General features: G+C 31.6%; 17 protein-coding genes. 1 reads left to right on the top strand and 16 read right to left on the bottom strand.

Going from position 1 to position 14860, the window contains the following annotated elements:
- The first annotated feature begins 292 nt into the window (after positions 1–292).
- Entirely contained in the window at positions 293–1216 is a 924-nt protein-coding gene (locus AC3VJB_RS07300) for an AraC family transcriptional regulator (RefSeq protein ID WP_167713491.1), read from the top strand.
- Between the two features lie 66 nt (positions 1217–1282).
- Here AC3VJB_RS07300 and AC3VJB_RS07295 read toward each other — a convergent pair whose 3' ends face one another.
- From AC3VJB_RS07295 to AC3VJB_RS07220, 16 genes are all read right to left on the bottom strand, one after another.
- Positions 1283–1558 (bottom strand): hypothetical protein, encoded by a 276-nt coding sequence (locus AC3VJB_RS07295; protein ID WP_047789310.1) that lies wholly within the window; start codon positions 1556–1558, stop codon positions 1283–1285.
- Positions 1559–1712: 154 nt separating this feature from the next.
- On the bottom strand, positions 1713–2360 hold the full coding sequence (locus tag AC3VJB_RS07290; protein WP_159492498.1) for a nitroreductase family protein: 648 nt from the start codon (positions 2358–2360) through the stop codon (positions 1713–1715).
- Between the two features lie 5 nt (positions 2361–2365).
- Positions 2366–3457, bottom strand: a complete 1092-nt coding sequence (locus AC3VJB_RS07285) for an RnfABCDGE type electron transport complex subunit D (RefSeq protein ID WP_497666960.1) — start codon at positions 3455–3457, stop codon at positions 2366–2368.
- A complete protein-coding gene (gene rsxC / locus AC3VJB_RS07280) occupies positions 3454–4710 on the bottom strand; it encodes an electron transport complex subunit RsxC (RefSeq protein ID WP_159492496.1) in 1257 nt (418 codons plus the stop codon). The genes AC3VJB_RS07285 and rsxC overlap by 4 nt, the downstream gene beginning before the upstream one ends.
- Positions 4707–5636, bottom strand: coding sequence for an FAD:protein FMN transferase (locus tag AC3VJB_RS07275; protein ID WP_073182640.1), 930 nt, complete (start codon positions 5634–5636; stop codon positions 4707–4709). The genes rsxC and AC3VJB_RS07275 overlap by 4 nt, the downstream gene beginning before the upstream one ends.
- Positions 5617–5934: a hypothetical protein gene (locus tag AC3VJB_RS07270; protein ID WP_073181312.1), complete on the bottom strand. Its 318-nt coding sequence runs from the start codon at positions 5932–5934 to the stop codon at positions 5617–5619. Before AC3VJB_RS07270 ends, AC3VJB_RS07275 begins: the two co-directional genes overlap by 20 nt.
- 114 nt (positions 5935–6048) lie before the next feature.
- Positions 6049–7119 carry an ankyrin repeat domain-containing protein gene (locus AC3VJB_RS07265; protein WP_497666959.1) on the bottom strand — a complete coding sequence of 357 codons (1071 nt, stop codon included), beginning with the start codon at positions 7117–7119 and terminating at the stop codon, positions 6049–6051.
- A 10-nt stretch (positions 7120–7129) separates the two neighbouring features.
- Positions 7130–7726, bottom strand: coding sequence for a short chain dehydrogenase (locus AC3VJB_RS07260; protein ID WP_159492494.1), 597 nt, complete (start codon positions 7724–7726; stop codon positions 7130–7132).
- Positions 7727–7728: 2 nt separating this feature from the next.
- The gene (locus AC3VJB_RS07255; RefSeq protein ID WP_159616086.1) at positions 7729–8667 is read right to left on the bottom strand and encodes an NAD(P)H-dependent oxidoreductase; all 939 of its coding nucleotides are present in this window, start codon (positions 8665–8667) and stop codon (positions 7729–7731) included.
- A complete protein-coding gene (locus AC3VJB_RS07250; protein WP_497666958.1) occupies positions 8664–9143 on the bottom strand; it encodes a hypothetical protein in 480 nt (159 codons plus the stop codon). The genes AC3VJB_RS07255 and AC3VJB_RS07250 overlap by 4 nt, the downstream gene beginning before the upstream one ends.
- Positions 9144–9212: 69 nt before the next feature.
- Positions 9213–9650 carry a MarR family transcriptional regulator gene (locus AC3VJB_RS07245; RefSeq protein ID WP_073181308.1) on the bottom strand — a complete coding sequence of 146 codons (438 nt, stop codon included), beginning with the start codon at positions 9648–9650 and terminating at the stop codon, positions 9213–9215.
- Positions 9651–9759: 109 nt separating this feature from the next.
- A complete protein-coding gene (locus AC3VJB_RS07240) occupies positions 9760–10782 on the bottom strand; it encodes an alpha/beta hydrolase (RefSeq protein WP_497666957.1) in 1023 nt (340 codons plus the stop codon).
- A gap of 2 nt (positions 10783–10784) precedes the next feature.
- A complete protein-coding gene (locus AC3VJB_RS07235) occupies positions 10785–11717 on the bottom strand; it encodes a nuclear transport factor 2 family protein (RefSeq protein WP_173360667.1) in 933 nt (310 codons plus the stop codon).
- Between the two features lie 77 nt (positions 11718–11794).
- Entirely contained in the window at positions 11795–12715 is a 921-nt protein-coding gene (locus AC3VJB_RS07230) for a helix-turn-helix domain-containing protein (RefSeq protein WP_167713497.1), read from the bottom strand.
- A 433-nt stretch (positions 12716–13148) separates the two neighbouring features.
- The gene (locus tag AC3VJB_RS07225) at positions 13149–14234 is read right to left on the bottom strand and encodes an L-dopachrome tautomerase-related protein (protein WP_497666956.1); all 1086 of its coding nucleotides are present in this window, start codon (positions 14232–14234) and stop codon (positions 13149–13151) included.
- A gap of 11 nt (positions 14235–14245) precedes the next feature.
- Positions 14246–14758 carry a VOC family protein gene (locus AC3VJB_RS07220; protein ID WP_047789299.1) on the bottom strand — a complete coding sequence of 171 codons (513 nt, stop codon included), beginning with the start codon at positions 14756–14758 and terminating at the stop codon, positions 14246–14248.
- Positions 14759–14860 lie beyond the last annotated feature (102 nt).

Genomic DNA, 14860 nt, shown 5'->3' with positions numbered 1-14860 from the left:
TAATAATTATGTAAACGACTTTTTAATAATTCCTATAATATTAACTATATGCCTTTATATTTTAAGATGGAGTAAGAATAATAAACATTATCAAATACCATTAGGGGTAATGGTTTATATATGTGCATTATATTCATTTTTTTTTGAGTTTATAATACCGAAATATATGGAAAGATATACAGCGGACATATTTGATGTTATTTTATATTTTATTGGAGGTTTTGTATTTTTAATTTTGCAAGAAAAGGAAATTAATTCTTGATAAGTAGGTGTTTCTAAATAAGAAGTAGTTATGAGCTCAACTAAAAAAATACCCAATAAAACAGTAATCCGTATAAGTAATGCTATTGATTTTATTGAAAGAAATTTGGATAAAAAACTTGTTTTAGAAGAAATAGCAGAAAAGGCATACTTCTCTCCATACCATTTTCATAGGCTTTTTAAAGCCGTAACCAAAGAAACGGTTAATGATTTTATAACGAGAAAGAGAGTAGAAAAGTCAGCTTCTTTTTTACTAAATAAAAAAAATAAAACAGTTACAGAAGTATCCGAAATAGTAGGTTTTGTAACCTTGTCATCATTTTCAAGAGCTTTTAAAAAGTTTTACGGAATGAGTCCTGCTGAATTTAAAAAAGAAAGTCCATCTAAATATAGCAAGATTTGTAAAACAGAAAGCAAGAATGGAAAAATAGAAACACAGTTTGAGCAATACATTTGTAATATAAATACAAACTTAAAATGGATGCAAATGAAAGCTAAAACCGAAGTAAAAAAAATGCCAACCTTAAAAGTAGCCTATTTAACACATCAAGGAAAAATGGATGCAGTAGAAAATGCTTACCATAAGCTAATGGAGTGGGCTTATCCTAAAGGGTTAATGCAGCAGGAAAATTTAAGAATGTTAACGGTATATCACGACAGTCCTAAAATTACTGATGAAGACAAAATAAGAATGAGTGTTTGTTTAACTTTAAATTCAGAGGTAAAAACTGAAGGAGAAGTAAGTGTAAAAGAAATACCTGAATTAAAATGTATAGTATCTCGTTTAGAAATTACTCCGTCAGAATTTCAACAAGCATGGGAAAGTAGTTTTGTGTGGATGAGTGAACATGGTTTCAAGAAAGCTGACCAAGATCCATATGAAATTTTTTATAACAACCCTAATGAACACCCCGAAGGAAAATGTATTGTAGATATTTGTATACCTGTTGACTAAAATATTTTAAAACATAAAAGGCATGACATTCTTTAGAATGTTATGCCTTTTTATTATACTTTATTGTTAAGATAACTCCTTTACAGCATCAGGTTTAGAAGTCAATATGCTTCTTACAACAAAATAACTAGTTAAGCCACAAACTAGCCCTACCATTGCAGCAGGAAAAATAGTATCATCACCTATTCCAATTGTAGAGGCAAATATTACAATTCCCAAAATTTCTGCTCCAAACCAAGAGCCAATCATTATACCTCTCCATTTATTAGGGCTTTCTCCTTTTTCTCCTGCTAATTCAGCTATTTTCTTACCTAAAAAAACTAATGCTAATATTTCTATCATATTTTAATTTTTGATTAAATTTTTCTTTTCATTTTTATTCATAAAATACTTATGAGTTTAATAAAATTGCTAACAAATCTTACTGACAACTAAAAAATATAATGAAGAAATATATAGCAATTTTGAGAACACCAAATATAAAAAATATTTTAATCTATTCTATAATTTTAATTCGATCTGGGTAACGTTTTGGTGCTACAGGTTGTTCGTCAGGGTACCCCAAAGCAACATTAATAGCGACTTCAAAACCTTCAGGAATGTTTAGTAGTTCTAAAATGTCTTTATTTTCTTCTAGATTTAAAATTGGTACTAAAGTCCCTAATGGGCACGTGCCTAAATCTATAGCATGCGCACTTAATAAAATGTTTTGCAAAATAATACCACTATCTAAATAGCTAATATTACTACTTTTATTTCTAGCTATAACAATAAGCGTTGGGGCGCTATGAAAAATGCTAAAACCAGGTTCTCTATAACGTGCGGCACTACCTTGAAACTCTTTTCCTTGTGCGTAATTTAAAAAACGATTATTAATTTCGGTTAATAATTCTTGATTCTGAATAACGCGTACTTCCCAAGGTTGTTTATTCAATGCACTTGGCGCAAATAAAGCGCTTTTCATAACTGTATCTAATTGGGCTTTACTAACCTGTTGATCTGTATATTTTCTAATAGATCGGCGTGTTAAAATATTGTCTATAATGGCTTCGCGTTGTGACCCAGAATAGGTTGTTTTTTCTACGGGCTTTTCTTCACAAGAAAATAAAGCTATACTAAGAGCTAAAAACAAAAACTTCTTCATAATTACTACTGTATTGGATTGAATATTTTTTTACTAAATGAAAAATTAAATTTTAAAATAATATATATAATGTATAGATATACAACGTAAGCGGTTAAATGGTAATAGTTAAGGGTAATAACAGATAAAGTAACGCCTATAATAGCTAGCGTAAGAAAAAACAGCTGTTCTATTTGTGTTTTTCTATTTATGCTTTTACCCCAAACTTTAGGTTTAAATGCTTGTGAAATTAAGTATGAAAACCCATTAAGGATTAAAATTGAAAAAGACATATACTCGTAACTAACGTTGCCTAAAAGCAATAAAAAAGCTACAAGTCCAATCATAGCGCCGTAATACAGTTTACCATTGGTATTGGTAGGGCTAGAAGGCATATCGGTAGCCATAAAAATAGTACCTAATAATACGCCTGCTAAAGAAAAATGATAATTTTTACCACCATCTATTAACCAAAAACCAAGAAAAAATACAGATAATAACGCTAGCGGAATATGCCAAGATATTCTATTTTTAAATAATAAATATAGTCCACCTAAGCTAATAGCCAATATTGAATATTCTCCCATAGCTCCACTAGTATTATAAACTAGTTGGTTTAAATATTGAGACAAAAATGGATGTTCTAAACCCGAGAATAAGTTAATACTTGGTGTGTTAACAAAGCTTTTGGTTGCCCAAATACTTGCCGAGGTCATAATTACAGGATAGAAAGTAGTCATAAATTCTCGTCCTACTAATGCAGGATTAAATCTATTTTTTCCTAATCCGCCCCAAACTACTTTACCAAAAATAATCGCAGCAGCAGCACCAAAAGCAACGATATACCAAGGTGTTATTGGCGAAATTGTAAAACACATTAACAAAGCAGTTACAATAGCAGAGCCATCTAAAATACTTTTATAATTTTTTGTGTATAAGAACGCGCAAACAAGTTCTGTTAATAAAGCAGTTCCTATGGCCACTAACAGTAAGCTTAAAGCATGCATACCAAACGCAATGATACTAATAATGGATAAAGGTAACAATGCAATAATAACATCTAACATCACAGCAGAAGTACTACCAAATTTTGGTTTTATATACGGATTTAAACTCATGCTTGTTGTATTAAAGTTTTACCAGAAAAAATACTTTGCATTAAAGGCACATCACTAGGACATATATACGCACAAGCACCACATTCTATACAGTCCATTAAGTTAAAATCGTTTAACTTTTGAGTGTCTTTATTTGCAGCATGACGCGCAAACTCCATTGGCATTAAACGCTGCGGACAAACATCGGTACAATATCCGCATTGGATACAGTTATAACGTTTGTTCTTAGGGTTTGGCATAGTCAATAAGCCTCCACTACCTTTGTTTATAGGTGTTTCTGGATGGTGTACAGCCTTTCCCATCATGGGACCTCCCAAAATAACCGTTTGCATATCGTTATCCCATGGTTGACCTAATGTTTCTAAAATATGATTTAAAGGTGTACCAATAGCTACTCTATAATTACCATGGTTTACAGCCTTCTCGCCAGAAATTGTAACAATACGTTCGGTATAAGGTTGTTGTTTATAAAATGCTTGATACAATGCCCATAAAGTACCAACATTATTAACCATAATACCATGATTTGCAGGAATACTACCTTTTGGTATTTCTTTTTTAGTTAATGATTTTATAAGCTGTAATTCACCACCTTGAGGATAAGTGTTAGGTAATAATTTTACTTGAATTGTAATGCCTAATCTAGAGGCTACATTTTGCAAATGAGATTTTAATTCTTTGTGTTGTTTTTCAATACCAAAAATAATGTGTTTAGCTTTAATTACTTTTTGTACAACTTTAATGGCTTTAATTAATGCTTCTGCGTCTTGTTGCATAACCGCATAATCTGCACTCAAATAAGGTTCGCACTCGGCACCATTAATTAAAAAATACGATATAGATTGCGTATTGGTTTGATATTTTGTTGCAGAAGGAAAACGCGCGCCACCACTACCTTCAATACCATATTCTTTTATAAACGTAAGAATTTGTTCCTTTGTTAAAGCTTCAATATTAATTGGCTTTTTAGAAACTTTTTCTTCCCTAAAATTATTTTCAATTTTAATATAAGATGAACCATCATTGCTTATTATGTCTATCACAGTGCCTGATACTGGTGCATGTATTGATGACGCAAAAATACCTTCGGAACTAGCGATTTTTTGATGTTTCAAAATATTGTCACCTATACCTACCAACGGCTTCAAACTACCTCGGTAAGCTTGTAAAGGCATATATAAGTATTTTGGAGTAGCAAGTGTTTTTATTGTTTTTGATTTTGTTTTCGATTTTAATGATGGAATATGCATCATAAGCTTAAAAAGGGTTTAAAATATTGCGAATGTAGTTGCATTTGGTGGTCTATAATATAGACTTCAAAATCAAATACTTTTTGAAGTTGAGACACTATAGTTTTAAATTGAGATATGTCTGCCCCAAATAAGGCTGTAGAAATCATATCGCCTAAACATGCCGATTTTGAACATAAACCAACTTGTAAGTTTTGCGAGGGAAATCCGGTTTGTGCATTTATAATATGACTATATTTTTTACCATTAATTTCTAAAAACTGAGTTTGAGTAGATGATAATGAAAAGCAAGTATTTTGTATCGACAAGCGTTTAAAGTTATTATCTAAATTAGGATGTGGTATTTTAATATACCATTGTGGGTGTGTGTTATCTGATAAGCCATAAATAGTACTACCACCAGCATTTATAATAGCATCTGTAACACCTTTGTTTTTTAAAAAGGCTACAAGTTGATCTACAGCATAGGCTTTTATAAACGATCCCGTAATTAACTCTTGTTGTGGTGCTATTTTTACATGATTACCATGTATTTGAATGTTTTTATAATTTACTTGTTTTAAACATCTTACTATGGCTGTTTCTGTAGGGGGTTGAGTAGGTTTTTCCTTATAAAATCCCCATAAACGTATTAAGGGCATAGCAGAAATATCATAACTTCCATTTGTTATTTCTGCTATTTTTATGGTTTGCTTTAGTAAATTAATTGTAACATTATCAACCGTAACCCAATAACCTGCATTGGTATTAATTTGATTAAAATAAGAACCTTTTTGATACGAATTGTAGGTGCTATCTACTGTTTCTAATAAAGAGAAACAATCCTCTAACAAAGTTTCTGGATAATTTGCAGGTATTTTAATTTTAATATGACAATGAAATAGAAACCGGGTTTGTGTAATATAGGCTTTACTGGCTACTTGAGGCATTTTCATCTCCATCCAATTCTATAGTTGTTCGTCCTTTTTTTCGTAAAGCTTTGAAGTTTACATTTCCTAAATTTATTGTTTGAAAATAAAAATTAGAATTTTTCCATGTTTTTGTAATGGTGTCGTAGGTGATTTTTTGAGTTTCAAAACGTTTTTCAACATTGTCATTAACAGTAGCAAGTGCTTTTTCTCGTTTATATTTTTCTCGAGATTCTTGCCACTTATCCCATAAATTACGATTACCAAAAAGTAATAAACTAATGCCAAGAAGGTAAAGTATTATATGCTTAAAATTCATAGATTATATGTAAACTCCAAAGGTAACATCAATCGTGTTACAAATAAATAATATAGTAGTTAATGGTTCGTTAAAGAGTAAATAAACTTAATGACTTTTGTCTTAAGTTTATTTCTATTTTGCTTCAATAGCCTTAATTATTTCAGTATAGTTATAACGTTTCGCCAAATCTAAAGGCGTATCGCCTTCATAGGTTTTTAGATCTAACCGTGCTCCTGCATCTATTAGCACCTGTGCCGCTTTTGGATTGTTGTGCCAAATAGCATCATGCAAAGGTGTGTAGCCATTATTCAATCCTTGATCGTCTATATATTTTTGGGCGTCTTTGTGCGCTACCAATAACTCTAAAACTTCTGGATTGCCTTTATAACCACCTTTATGAAACGCAATTGCATTCATTGGGTAACCACGCTGACCAATGTTTGCACCAGCATTCAGTAATACATTAACAAGTTTAGGATAATTATTCCTAGAAGCTACTAATAGCGGAGAATGTTTATCGTTACCTGTTCCTGTTATATACGATTCAGTATTTACAGGCTCTCCTGCTGCTATTAAAGCAGTTACTTTTTCAAGCTTTTGGTCTTCGGTTAGCTGTTTGTTTATTACTACCTGATATATTTTTTGCTCAGCTATTTTTTCTTTCAAATCCACCTCATAATCATCAATTATCTTGCGAAGAGAATCATACCTCTTCTGGTCATTATCGTTTGGAGAGGAATCCCAGCCACCAATCATATCTCTAGCCATAATGCCACCGTTAGGGCTTTTTACATAAATATTAATATCTTTTGCTTTTAAAAGAGCTTTTATATTTTCACCTTTACTGTACCAAGCAGCAACCATTAAAGGTGAGTGCCCAGCACGTGGTGTAATTTGGTTTACAAAAGCACCGTTTTTAATTAAAATATCGATCATTTTTGGATTATCGGTCTGCGAAGCAATATGTAATGGAGCATTACCCATACGACTATCTAATTGATTAACATCGGCACCATTGGCAATTAGTTCGTGTACTTTAATTTCATCATTATCTATAATAGCTTGATGGAGCTGTGGTAAACCTGTAGCTGTTTGTTCCATGGTTTTAATTTCTTTTTTTTCTAAAGATTTTGTTTGATTTTGGGTGCAATTTAACAGCATTAAGGCTGTAAAAATTACCATTAAAAACTGTTTTTTTTTCATACTAATATGTTTATTGGTTTATGTGATAGATCATACCTGTTTTATCATCTTCTATGGCTTGTTTATACAATTTGGCAAACTCAATTGCTGGTACACCATAGGTAGAATCCATTCCCATTTGTTCCATAGTTTCTTTTGCAAAAGATGGACTTACCGCATTAATTTTAAATTCTTTGCTTTCTACGGTAGCTGCTTTTACAAACGCTTCTACACCTGCATTAATAACGCTTAAAGATAAACCACCAACCATTGGTTGTTGTGCTAAGATACCAGAAGATAATACAAAAGTCGCACCTGGATTGGCATACTTTCTACCCAGCATAACTAAGTTTATTTGCCCCATTAACTTACTTTGCAAACCATCGTGAAAATCTTGAATACTATGTTCTTCTATGTTTCCCCATTTACCATAACCGCTTGTTGCTATTAGTGCATCAAAACCACCAATGCTTTTAAGCGTAGTATCTACTGCTTCTGCATTTGCCATGTCTAATTTATAATTGCCACTTGTACGATTAATAGTAATAATTTCATAATCTTTACATAAAATATCTTGTACTTTTGAACCAATGATGCCTGTTGCACCGACTATAATTACTTTTTTCATTTTTATAATTCGTTTACTATATATTCTTTAATTTGTATTTGACCATTAGTTGTTAGGACTAGTTTCCAATGTTCTTTAACATTGAGCTGTAATAATTCACCAGATACTTTTTCTGCTTTTAGCTTAATAGTTAAATACACATCAAAAGCATTGTTTTCTTCTTGAATGATTATGGACTCAATACGATGTTCATTATTGGGTTTTAAGGTATTTTTAATGTTGGTGTACCAAGTTTCAAACCCTTTAATACCAGTAAATTCTCCCTCAACAAATTGAAATTGCGTATCGTTATTTATATAAGGCGTAAATGAAGATGCATCTGACAAAACATCAAATTTGGCAAACCAATCTTTTACAAAGCGCTCAATACGTACTTCTGCACTAGTATTGGTTATTCCCTCTAAAACAGCAGCTAATTTTTTAATATGATTATCGGCACGTTGCAAAACAACCTCTTTGGTATTATACACACCCGGAACATAAGTTAAACCATGTGTATAAACCGGTTTTAGATAATTCATTTGACTTAAATATGCCGTTTGTTGTAAGGGTTTGATTAGTTCTTCTATGGCAAAATGATTGTAACCTATTGGCGTGTATGCCTCTTCTGGTCCGCCAACGGTAATGCTTAACAAAAAGTTTTTACCTCTTAATTTATCACCCTTAGAACCATATGCAAAGTTGAAACTAAACACTTCATCAAACCATTGTTTTAAAATGGCTGGCATATTGTACCAAAAAAAAGGAAATTGAAAAATAATCGTATCTGCAGCAAGTAGTTTGGCTTGTTCGGCTTCTACATCTATTTTAAAATCGGGATATTGGTTGAAGATATCACTGATCTCAAAATGATTAAATTGTGCAGCAATTTCTGTTGATATATGTTTATTGGCTACCGAATCTTTAAGATTTGGATGCGCTAAAATCATTAATGTTTTCATTTTTGTTTAAAATTTGTGGCGTCAGTTACCAAATAGCGTTCTATAATAGGTAATGGTTCATTGGTATCTTCTCGCATTATCCATTGTTGATCTACACGGAGATCAGAGTAAGTGTTGTCTTTAAAAAGAGCCCGCCAGTGTACAATAAATTGAGCCATATACTTACCGTTATTAAGGTAACTTACATCTATTTTTTCGATGTCATGATCATCAGAAATGAGTAAATCATGTATCCATCTATGCCATTCCAAAAATTCAGATTTTGAATGTATATTTTTGTAAGCTGGAAAGTCTACGAAAATATCATCTGCAATTAATTTATTGAAAGCTTCTGCAGATACATGTTCGTTATTACAAGTAGCCCGTTCATACATAGAAAATATTTTGTAAACAAAGCTTTTAATATCATTTTTAGTAAATTTTCTATTTCGAAAAGTATGCATTAGTTGTTCATACTCTATAGTTTTTGTATTCATTAGTATTTAAATTAGTTGTACATACAATTTAATTTAGAGTCTTTCATTTATCAAAGTATTGATAGACTTTTATTCTACTTCGTTAAGTTTTGTATTAGCTAAATGCATGTCAGCAGTTAGTTTTACAGCAAATTCTTCTCCTAATAAATTACAGTAAGCTTTATATAAGTTACCCAGTGCTTCGTCTAATGAAGGTTTTAGGTTCTTACCTTTTTCAGTAGGAATAATAAGTGTGTTTCTACCTTCGTGAGTTCGTTCTACTAATTGCATCAGAACTAATTTATCTATAAAACGAGTCATTGTAGATGCTTTTACATTTATACGCTTACTTAATTCGTTTTGACTTAAATTAGGTTCATCAATTATTAATAACATTAAATGAGCATAAGATGGTGCTAGACTAGTAACTCTGAAGGCATCTTCTGCTAGTTTACCTATATACCTTGATAGAGTGTTTGTAGTAAAATACAAACAGCATTCCTGAAAAGACTTTAAAGGTGTACTCATTTTTTTATTAAAATTATGAGACAAAGTTATATGTAATTAGTTGTACATACAATTTTTTAACTTAAAATTATAATAGTGATTTAAATCACTATTATAACCTATTTCTTTTTTACATTTTATTAACAAACCAGTTACTTGCTTTACTTACCGCTGCGTTCACTTCGGTATCTTGGTCGTAATATGCGAATTGATGAAAGGGTGACTCTAATTCTGTATCCATCCAGTGTAATTCTTTGTCGGTTGCTGCAATGTCATTAAAATATTTTTTGGTGTATGCTGGTAATACCGCTCCGTCTGAATGTATCATTAATACAGGTTTGTGCAATTGCTTTGCAGTTGGCATTGGATCTACTGTTAACCAATCTTCCCAACTTGCTAGAGCAAATTTATCGTTACTCCATTGTTTTACAGCACCTCGATCTTTATTTAAATAATAATCGTATGGTCCGTACATTGCTGCAGTTGGGTCTGTTTCTGAAATCGTTGGGATATAAGCCACTTCTCCTGTTTCTCCGTACACTTTTTTTGCTTGTTGTGCTGCCTTAATTTTTGCCTGCACACCTTCTTCACCACCATAGAATAATTTTACAGCTTCTGCATCGTGTAACCAAGATGCTGTAGTGACTACAGATTTAATGCGGTTGTCTTCTGAAGATGCCATTAAGGTGTACATTGCACCTGCGCAAACACCAAAAGCACCGATTTTTGAATTATCTACGTCTTTTAGACTTTCTAAAAATGAGACGGCATTTTTAATATCTTCTTTCTTAAGATTAGGGCTTTCGTAAAAACGCGGTTCACCTTCACTTTCACCATAATTTCTAAAATCAAAAGCTAATGTAATTAACCCTTTTTCCGCTAGTTTTTCAGCATATAAACCAGCCATTTGTTCTTTAACGGTTGTCCAACTTCCTGAAACGACTACTGCAGGATACGTGTTTCCTTCTCTATAATTTGCTGGGTAATATAAATGGCCTACTAAGTTTAATCCATCGCTTTTAAATGTTACTTTTTTCATCTTTTTATGTGTTATTTCTTTTGTCTTTGTTAGTTTTTGTGGGCTGTTTTTTGTGATGGCTTTATAGCCAGTAATTGCTATAAATGCTGTAAGTGCTATTGTTAATATTTTCATGTTTATTTGATTTTATCGATTAAGCCAAAACCTCTTGCGGCTACTATTGGGTTGAAAATTTCGACATATTCGGTAATTTTACCTTCAGTATTGAATTTAAAAGTTGAATAATAGTTGTTACTGTATATGCCTGCATTATGTTTTAGTTTTATGTGTCCTGTGTATTTTGCATATACCATTGCAGTATTTTCCATTGCAAAAATGTCTTCAATGTTAAATGTCATTCCATCAAAATTTGGAAAAACAGGTTCCCAATAGGCTTTTATTCCTGCTTGTCCTTGCGCTCCTTTAGGAAAAAGGTCTGAATGGTATGGATTAATTTGCTTACCATCTTCTGCAAAAAGATTGGCTACAGTTCCTGCATTTTCATCTTCAAGTGCTTTAAAGAATGCTTTAACCGTACGGATGTTTTTTTCTGAAGTTGATAATTCTTTTACATGTCCTGTAACATTATTGATAGCTTTTTGCGGTAAGGAAAGGTTACCATCTTGATATTTAAAATTAAATATCATTTTAGTGATTTTCCATTGTTTATTTATTAGTTTTAAGTCTAAATTATAAGTGCCAACTACCGTCCAAACATGTCCTTTGTCGTCTTCTAAATAATGGGTTGCCGTGCCATAAGCAAACACTTTGGCAGTTTCCCCATTTATGGTTTCCGTAAGGTTGCTTATTTGATGATGAGTGTAGGTAAAACCTGGTAAAATGGTTTTCCAAGTGCTGGTAATTTCTGATGGTTTTAAGGTCGTTGCTGGACTTCCCATAGAGGAATAATCTAATACAACTTCGGTGTTAAAACAGTCTTCTACTTGAGACCAATCCCTTTCATCAGATGCTTTAAATAACTTTAAAACGATGTCTTTTGGTGATGTCATTGTTTTGCCTTGTATTGTAATTGCTGTTAAAAGCGTAGCAATTGTTAATAAATATTTCATAGTGCTTGTATTACAGTACAAAGATGCTACAGAACAGCGAAGAAAAATTTACAGAATCAAAGCAAGAGGTATAAAAATCAAAGATTAGCTATTTTACGATAACTAGCAGGTGTTTTTTGCGTGTGTTTTTTAAAGAAGCTGCTAAAACTGTTTGGCGAATCGAAATACAGATCATAAGCAATTTCTTTAATATTGGCTTCTGAATGTATTAAACGTGATTTTGCCAAATGCAAGACGTGTTTTTGTATAGTTTGTTTTGCAGTTTGACCAGTAATTAGTTTTACAACTGCATTTAGATGATTAGGATGAATATTTAATAATTCGGCATAAAAACGTGTGGTATGCGGATTGGTTGAGCTAGGAATAGTTGCATTAGGATAAAAGCTGGTTTCAATTTGTGATTGAAAACGAGATAGAATTTTTAAATCGGTTTTACGTATTTCGGCAGCAGCATTTGTATTGCTAATGTTTTTGTGAAAGTACCGTTTTACCACATTTAGTAATAGTAATAAATACGATTCGATAAGTTGAAACTTGTCAACGTTATCGCTGTGGTATTCATTGTAAATAGCATTATATACAGACAGTATTTTAGTCACATCATCTTTACTAACCTCAAAAGGCATGCTTTTTTCAATTTTTAAAAACGAAAAATGACTTAAAATATCTTGAAGAAAATTAGATTTAGCGATAAAATCTTTAGAAAACATCAAATAATAACCATTCCAATCTGGAATAATATCCCAGGAAATAAGTTGAAAAGGCGAGTTAAAAAAAATAACAGAACCGTCTGGAAAATCTTTAAAATGACCTGTAATAGCAATGCCACTACCTTCAACCTTTATAGCAATAGCATAAAACTCATGCCTAAAAGCGGGCATTTGACTAACTATTGTAGGCATATTGTCTTTAAAGCTTCTGATGTCAAAATCGGGATGCTTTGGTGGTGAAATATTAATTGCCTTACAATAAGCGGCTATATTTTTAAAGTGTTGCATACTATTTAAAGACGAAACTAAACAATAGACTTTACAAAACTATATAATTAAGACGTTGATTATTTTTATATTTTACAGTCATTTTATCTTGAAGTTTATCAACTAAATAACTATTATTTTCCATTTTTTTTCAATGTATTAATAAATATTAGAAGCGTTTGCTATCTAAAAGTCATTTATTTCAACTTTATTTTTTACTTATAAATATAGTTTACAATACTTTTTTATTTATTAAAAAAGTGTTTAGTGTATAGATGTCTCAAATGGACTTTGTAGTAATGTCTCAGTATAAAAAATCGGCTTAAAATTTCAAAAAACTTAAGCCGATTTTTTGTTTTAACGATTACAATGTTTGTCTATTTTCATAGGTGAATTATTTTTCATATTCACTTAGTAGACGATAATACTTTAATAAAGATGTATTGATATTACATTATTTTGGCAATGCAATTTTATTAATGGTAAAATTTAGGTTACTGATATCGCCTGAGGCTTCATTAATTCTAGAATTGGTATAATACAAATCTCCATCGTATATACTAAAAGTATCTGCCCATTTTACTTTTTCACCTTCTATTAAAGTTTTAATAGTACCATTTGGAGTAATATAATTAATTTTGTTGTGCTCTAAATCGCCATAATAAAGATTACCTTTTTGGTCAAAAATCATTCCATCTGGCGCAGACGTTTTAGCTTCAAATTTTACAGAAGCTTCTATTTTAGATTTGTCTTTTAAATTGAAACTATTTACTGGAATAGAGTACAAGCTATAACCTGAAAGTGCATGGTAAAATAAACGTTGATTTTTTTGGTCAAACGCAATTCCATCGGAATGCACAACGTTTTTCCAAACTGTGTTGTCAAACGTAAGTTCAGATACTTCAGCCATGGTACTTTTATGATTATCTAAAATACGGGTACTTTTTCCTGTGTTTAAATTTAAAGCGACTAGTCCTGCGTGGTTAGAATCTGTAAGATATAGTTTGTTATTGGTCTTATCTACACGTAAATCGTTAATGTAAGAATCGGTATGATAGCTGTCCTTTTCTAATTTATACGTTTGCTCTAAAATATTAGTATTCAAGTTGAACATAAACACTCTAGGAGCATCTACAACACCATTAAATTTTGGGTTTCTCGTGTCTAAAATGTATAGTTTATCTTCAAAAGCAACAACAGATTGTACAGCAAGAAATAGATCTTCTCTTGGGTGTTCCTCTAGTTGCCAAAGATTCCAAACCTCGTTTGGGTAAGGTTTATACGAACCATTTTTAAACACTTCGACTACTGAATACTTTACTGAATCTCGCCATCTAGGAAAATTAGCAAATACACGACCGTCTTGAGTTACAGTAACTCCTGTAACTTGCTGCCCTTTAAAGCTAGCAATCTCTGTAATGTTTGATTTGTTTTCTGAAATAGATTGTTTGTTTTCAGGTTTTTTAGTTTCTCTTTTAGTTTCGTTTTTACAAGTAATAAGAGAGAAAATAGATAGCGATAGTATGAGTATTTTTTTCATTTTAAAATATTTTACTTTTCTTCATTAGCATAAGCACCAGAAGAATATGTTAACTCGTAGCTGTGTGTGTAAATTTCGAAAACAATTCCAAAAGGGTCTTCTACATAACACATTTTATAGGGTTTGTCGTTTGGATAATATTCTCTAATAGGCATACGTTGTTTACCTCCAGCTGCAACTATTTTTTCAATTAAACCTTCAATATTAGGATCTTGGATGCAAAAATGAAACAACCCTGTATTGAATGGGTTAAATTTTGGAGCTTCTTTTTTGCCGTGAGGAAAACTAAAAAGCTCAACACCTATTCCGTCAGAGGTTGCTAAATGGGCAATTTCAAAGGTTTCCCAATCGTCACCAAATACATCAATACACATTTGCCCTATGGCTGTATCAGTTTCTTTTTTTACTAGAGATGGAGGCATAATAGTATACCAGCCCATTACTTCTGAATAAAACTTAGCAGCTTTATTAATATCAGGTACTGTAATTCCAATATGAGAAAATCGTTTAGGATATGTTTTCATTGTTTTATAATTTATAAAGTTAATTGCAAAGGACAAAATTATTTTCTTTTTAGTATAAATTATATTAAAGTTCTGTGAAAAGTTATTAAACACTTTGTTTAT

This window comes from Tenacibaculum sp. TB-53, assembly GCF_059716285.2.
Note: the sequence above shows the minus strand (reverse complement) of the source record. Positions and strands in the feature narration are given on the sequence as shown.